7 protein-coding genes and 2 pseudogenes are annotated in these 5,498 nt (G+C 40.7%); 5 read left to right on the top strand and 4 right to left on the bottom strand.

Features of this window, described 5'->3' with window-relative positions; genetic code table 11:
- Positions 1 to 91, top strand: a pseudogene (locus EWV66_RS21410) (IS1 family transposase); the annotation flags it as partial.
- Between the two features lie 331 nt (positions 92 to 422).
- Here the strand turns inward: EWV66_RS21410 and EWV66_RS21405 are convergent.
- The 3 genes and pseudogenes from EWV66_RS21405 to EWV66_RS21395 all read right to left on the bottom strand — a co-directional run bounded on the left by EWV66_RS21405 (position 423) and on the right by EWV66_RS21395 (position 2,308).
- Positions 423 to 1,466 (bottom strand): S66 peptidase family protein, encoded by a 1,044-nt coding sequence (locus tag EWV66_RS21405; protein WP_072927446.1) that lies wholly within the window; start codon positions 1,464 to 1,466, stop codon positions 423 to 425.
- A gap of 83 nt (positions 1,467 to 1,549) precedes the next feature.
- Positions 1,550 to 1,798, bottom strand: a pseudogene (locus EWV66_RS21400) (hemolysin XhlA family protein); the annotation flags it as partial.
- Between the two features lie 42 nt (positions 1,799 to 1,840).
- Positions 1,841 to 2,308, bottom strand: coding sequence for a CBS domain-containing protein (locus EWV66_RS21395; RefSeq protein ID WP_012265148.1), 468 nt, complete (start codon positions 2,306 to 2,308; stop codon positions 1,841 to 1,843).
- 161 nt (positions 2,309 to 2,469) lie between these two features.
- Between EWV66_RS21395 and EWV66_RS21390 the strand changes: the two genes are divergently transcribed.
- The 3 genes from EWV66_RS21390 (at position 2,470) to EWV66_RS21380 (ending at position 4,077) form a co-directional block, all read left to right on the top strand.
- Positions 2,470 to 3,036 (top strand): Uma2 family endonuclease, encoded by a 567-nt coding sequence (locus EWV66_RS21390; RefSeq protein WP_004162239.1) that lies wholly within the window; start codon positions 2,470 to 2,472, stop codon positions 3,034 to 3,036.
- Positions 3,037 to 3,107: 71 nt separating this feature from the next.
- Positions 3,108 to 3,956, top strand: a complete 849-nt coding sequence (gene nadC, locus EWV66_RS21385) for a carboxylating nicotinate-nucleotide diphosphorylase (protein WP_052277507.1) — start codon at positions 3,108 to 3,110, stop codon at positions 3,954 to 3,956.
- Complete coding sequence (locus EWV66_RS21380) at positions 3,949 to 4,077, top strand: hypothetical protein (protein ID WP_283160200.1); 129 nt, start codon at positions 3,949 to 3,951, stop codon at positions 4,075 to 4,077. The genes nadC and EWV66_RS21380 overlap by 8 nt, the downstream gene beginning before the upstream one ends.
- Before the next feature lie 193 nt (positions 4,078 to 4,270).
- Here the strand turns inward: EWV66_RS21380 and EWV66_RS21375 are convergent, their stop codons facing one another.
- Complete coding sequence (locus EWV66_RS21375; protein WP_052277508.1) at positions 4,271 to 5,068, bottom strand: SAM hydrolase/SAM-dependent halogenase family protein; 798 nt, start codon at positions 5,066 to 5,068, stop codon at positions 4,271 to 4,273.
- A gap of 134 nt (positions 5,069 to 5,202) precedes the next feature.
- Here EWV66_RS21375 and pirA point away from each other — a divergent pair, with 134 nt between their 5' ends.
- Positions 5,203 to 5,364, top strand: coding sequence for an arginine synthesis PII-interacting regulator PirA (pirA, locus tag EWV66_RS21370; RefSeq protein ID WP_002765458.1), 162 nt, complete (start codon positions 5,203 to 5,205; stop codon positions 5,362 to 5,364).
- Positions 5,365 to 5,498 lie beyond the last annotated feature (134 nt).

The raw sequence follows: 5,498 nt of genomic DNA, 5'->3' as shown, positions 1-5,498 counted from the left end.
CTGCTATTCTAAGTCTACAGAAATGTTAGGATACTCTATTCGTTTATTAATTCATTATCTGAAGTTTCAAGAAGTGCCTATTCCTTACTGATTCATAGCTTAATTCAGCAACGCCAAAATTTTTTCATCGGGACTGACTCCTTACCCCACAGTTAACTTTACTTTTTTCCAACTACTTATCAGTACCCCAAAAATTAATATAGGAGCTGCTGAAAAAGTTTGTTGGTGGAGGCAGGGTGTGGGGTGTGGGGTGTGGGGTGTGGGGTGTAGGGTTTTACCGATTTTGAGATAGTCAGTTATCTAATTTTCAGGGAAAAAGTCCAGGAATTTTACCCCCGATCACTCCAATGGTCAGCACTTTTTGAGGGGAAAAAAGTCTAAAAGCCTTATCCAAAAAGGTTTTTAGATTTATTCAGCAAACCCTAGTTATTAACCGCTGATTCTAACATAGTAATTGTTCCCCGATTAGCATCAAATTCTACCTCAATACCGATGGGAATAGTTTCAATAATCTCCAAATGTCCGATCATTAAACCTAAACAAGCGGGAATTTTTAAGGGTTGAATATATTCTCGGATCACTTCTTCTAAAGTCAGGGAACCATAGTCACTATCGGCGCTACAGTTGCTACATTGACCGAAGATAAACCCAGATAAATTATCGAAAATTCCCGCTAATTTTAATTGATTTAACAGGCGGTCAATTTCATAAACATCTTCACCAATATCTTCTAAAAATAGTATAGCTCCGTTAAAATTAGGTAGATAGGGAGAGCCAACTATTGAGGCTAAAGTGGTTAAATTACCACCGATTAATTTACCTTTTGCTTGACCTTTAGTAATAGTTTGAATGCGATTTTTTACCTGCATTAAACGATTAGCATCATCGGGATCGGGAAGATTTCTAAAAGTCAACTTTTCCCCAGAAAATAAAACCCGTCGAAAGCTTTCAGTTTGAGCGCTGCGCCAACTAGAAAAGCCATTAGGAGCATGGAAAGTAACTAAACCAGTTTTGGCATAAATAGCCAACAATAAAGAGGTTATATCACTAAAACCACAGATAATTTTCGGATGACGACGAATTAAATCGTAGTCGAGATAAGGCAATAAACGAGAGCTTCCCCAACCGCCGCGAATTGGTAAAATTAAGGCAATATTATCATCGGCAAAAAATCGATTTATATCCGAGGCTCGCTCCCTATCTTTACCAGCTAGATAACCATAACGATCTAAAGCGTATTGACCAACTTTTGGGACTAATTTTAAAGCTTTAACTGCTTCGATAACTATATTTAAATCATCTTCTTTAAAAGTTGCCCCCGCCGGACTAATAATACCCACTCCGTCCCCCGGTTGTAGATGTGGCGGTTTAATTAGAGGAAAATTATTACTAACAACTTTTCTAGGAATTAGGGAAAAACTAACAGCAGTTAGGGCGGAATTAATGAAAAATTGACGGCGCTTCATTCTGATAGTTTTTAGAGAAATTGCCAGGGAAATAAGAATTTAAGTAGGTAGGCGTTAAAAATTATCAGATGCCCCCTTATTAAGGGGGGATCGAGGGAAAAAAAAGTTTTCACAATTGCCCCAGCTAAGAGGACAATTAATGCCCAAACCTGATATTTTTGGTTTCCTTCTAATGAGTTTAGTCGATTTTCTATTCCCTCAACTTTTCCCGTTAACACCGCTTGTCCTACCTTTAAATCCGTCACATCTTTTTGTAACGAATCGATTTTTCCCTCCATCCGCATCAAGATAGTTTCTAGGGAATAAGTAACCGTTTCCTGAGATTGATTCATTTGTTCAAGACCTTTTAGTTAATTTTTGCCCTAGAAAAGCCATTATGCTTCCGATTTTGCCATATCGCGAATGATATCGCCGCGGGTGATAATACCAATTACTTTGTGGGTTTCTTCCTCAATCACCGGTAAACGACGCACATGACGATCATACATTAACGAGGCCGCTTCTTTCAAAGGGCGATCAGCCGTGATACTAATAGGTTTATCGGTCATTACTTCCCCCACGGTTTGACCGAGAGCTTTATGGAGTAATTTCTCGTGACGGCTAGGATTTTGTAGATAGATGACGCTATCGAGGAGCATAATGTAAGGAGGAGCTTCTACTCCCGTTTCCTGCCACATAAGGTCAGTTTCGGAGATAACCCCAATCAGTCGCATATTGTCATCCACCACGGGTAAACCGCTAAACCGCTTTTCGGCCAAAATCTTCACTGCTTCGGACAGAGAAGTGTTAGCGGTGACGGTGATGGGATTGGGAGTCATGATATCGGCAACTGTTTTCGTCATCTTAGCGACCTGCGACAATAATGCTTTCTCTCTCCATCTTATCATTAGGGTAATCAGTCGCCGCTTAATTATGACTATTCTTCAATCTTTGGCTGAGAAAATGGTATAACATAAAAAGGAAATGGGATATTAATTTAGTTAGTTGACAAGGAAAAAGAAAAATGATCGCTCAACCTCAATACCCAGAAAGAATGACCCCGGAAGAGTATCTAGAATGGGAAGCTACACAGGAATTGCGCCATGAATACATTGATGGGGAAATTATCGCCATGACTGGGGGTAGTCTGCCCCATAATGATATTACCTTGAATTTTTACACTGCTTTAAGATTTCATCTCCGTCCGCGAGGCTGTCGAGTCAATGTATCTGATGCGAAAGTACAAGCTAATAATAGTCGTTATTTTTATCCCGATTTGGTGATTAGTTGCGATTTTAGGGATAGACAATCTCGTAATTTTATTCAACATCCACAAGTGATTATTGAAGTGCTTTCCCCCAGCACAGGAAACTATGATCGCACTAAAAAGTTACAATATTATCGTCAGATTCCTAGTTTACAAGAATACGTTTTAGTCGATCCTGAATCGATCAGTGTTGAGGTTTATCGTCGCGGTGAAGATAAAATTTGGTTTTACTGCGCTTATAGTCAAGGGGAAGAAATTATTCTATCTAGTCTCGATTTTCACTGTGCGATCGAGTTAATCTATGAAGGGATAAGTTTCGATTAAAGAAAGTTTACAAAAATGTCAAACATTCCTAGACTTAAAATAAATACGTCCCGATTGTTTCGATAAATTCTATGTTACCGCCCCTATTAGTTCTTGATCCCTTGTTAGAAAACTGGTTACGAGAAGATCTCGGTAGAGGCGATCGCACCACCCAAGCAATTTTCTTCGGTCATGCTAAAATCGGTCAAGCTAGTTGGATTGCCAAGGAAGCGGGAGTTATTGCTGGTTTACCCGTAGCTGAAAGAGTTTTTCAACTACTTAACCCCACTATTCACTTTACCCCCACCGTTGCCGAGGGGGAATTCTGCCCCAAGTCTAAAGTTATTGCCGAGATAGAAGGTTCCTTCGATGCGTTGTTAATCGGGGAAAGAGTCGCTTTAAATCTTGCCATGCGCTTGAGTGGGATTGCTAGTGAAACTCGCAAATATGTGGAGAAAATTGCCGATTTATCGACAAGATTGGTGGATACTCGCAAAACTACCCCCGGATTGCGAATTTTAGAAAAATATGCCTCCGGTATCGGTGGCGCTATTAACCATCGTTTGGGGTTAGATGATGCAATTATGATTAAAGATAATCATATTCAAGCAGCCGGCAGCATCGAGGAAGCAGTGCTTCGTGTACGGCAAAATATGCCCTATCCTCTCACAATTGAGGTAGAAACCAGTCAATTAGAAGAAGTGAATCAAGCTCTGCAGCAGCAGGTAGAGATCATTATGTTAGATAATATGGATTTAGAGATGATGCAAACTGCTGTGGAGATGATCCGCAATTTTAATAGTAAAACCAAAATAGAAGCATCGGGAAATATTACCCTCGATCGCATTCGCAACGTTGCCGAAACAGGAGTAGATTATATTTCTACTAGCGCCCCGATTACCCGTTCTACTTGGTTAGATATCAGTATGAGAATTGATTAAAAGGCTATATCAGTTATCAGTTATCAGTTATCAGTTATCAGTTATCAGTTATCAGTTATCAGTGAACTTAAAACGGTTCTTCGGTTTGTGTTATGCAATAGACGGGGGTTATAAGGGATGAAACCCTTATAGAGAAACATCTTAGGCAATTTTTGTCAATTGTTTTTGATCTAGAACGAACTAATCAATTAAGTCTCTTGCCAGATAAGGATTTAGTGGATTTATGCCACCCGATCAAACTATATCAAGTAACTAAGAACCCTTAAAACTCAAATCTGATCGGTGATCACTGATAACTGATCACTGATCACTGATCACTGACTCCTATCTATTCTAACCTCGATCGCATCGCCAATATTTAGGTGTAATTGCTTTTGGGCGCTCCCACTATTGACGGCAATTTCTAACCCCCCGTGACTACCGATAAAAGCGACTATTTCCCCCCAAGGAACATCACTGTAGGTGTTTTTTGTGGGGATAATTTTTTGTCCTAACTGCACTGACCAATTTTTTCCTTCTAGGAGATAATCGGGAATATTGCTGATTAAATTGCCGAAAATGTCAATATATTGAATTTGACCCCTGATTTTATCTTCCTCGATTTGCGGAACAGCGATCGCTAATTGTTGCAAGCTATCGGGATCAATCATCTCACCTAACATTTCTAGGGGTACTCCCCGGGCCAAATAAGCGGCCACAGCAGCAAAAATATCCCGACCGTGAAAAGTCGTACTAGGGTTAGGGGTGCGCCAATAGGAAGAATTATTGAGATTAACGGCAGATATAGCGGGAGATTGGCTTAAAATACCACTAAATAAACCATTATCTGGCCCGACTAAATAACCACCGGCAAAACGAATCCCTACCCCGCGTCTTTTGCTTCCCACCCCTGGATCTATAACTGCCAGATGAATAGTGCCTTGGGGAAAATATTGATAGGCATTCAGGAGGACAAAACGACCAGCGTAAAGGTCTTGGGGCGAAATTTGATGATTCAGATCGATCGTGCGAGCATGGGGGGCAATTCCCGCGATTACTCCCTTGATAATGCCCACATAACCGTCCTGTAGTCCAAAATCGCTAGTAAGGGTTATTAGTGCCTGTTCCGTCATTGACTTGTCCCTAGGGTTGCCAACACCGTTAATAAATCTTAACGCCAAATTCAGTAGCTAAAGATACAGTTTACCAAGGAGAATGTTATGATTTAGATATAAGGTAAGTTAAGTCGCTCAAAAGTCTGTCCATCATGAACAAAAATCGTCAGCAAGTCCTAACACAAGCCGCCGTCGCTCATAGGGAAACACTCCGCAGAAATTTACAACACCGACTGGAAGTGGCTAGAGCGCAGGGAAATGAAGCTTTAGTGCGTCAATTGGAAGCAGAGGCGGCCTATTTGCACCTTCGTTAGATTTAATCGGTGTTTAGTCATCGGAAATTTTGGGTCTGAAACCCCGCCGTTCTAGGTTGGCTTTACGTTAGAATTAAAAGGCCAGTCTCGAAAACCAAGTGGACGGCGCAGCACCTTGAAAACTCGGCTTAGGG

The sequence above is a fragment of the Microcystis sp. M_OC_Ca_00000000_C217Col genome (assembly GCF_007095585.1).
Classification (GTDB): domain Bacteria; phylum Cyanobacteriota; class Cyanobacteriia; order Cyanobacteriales; family Microcystaceae; genus Microcystis; species Microcystis panniformis.
Note: the sequence above shows the minus strand (reverse complement) of the source record. Positions and strands in the feature narration are given on the sequence as shown.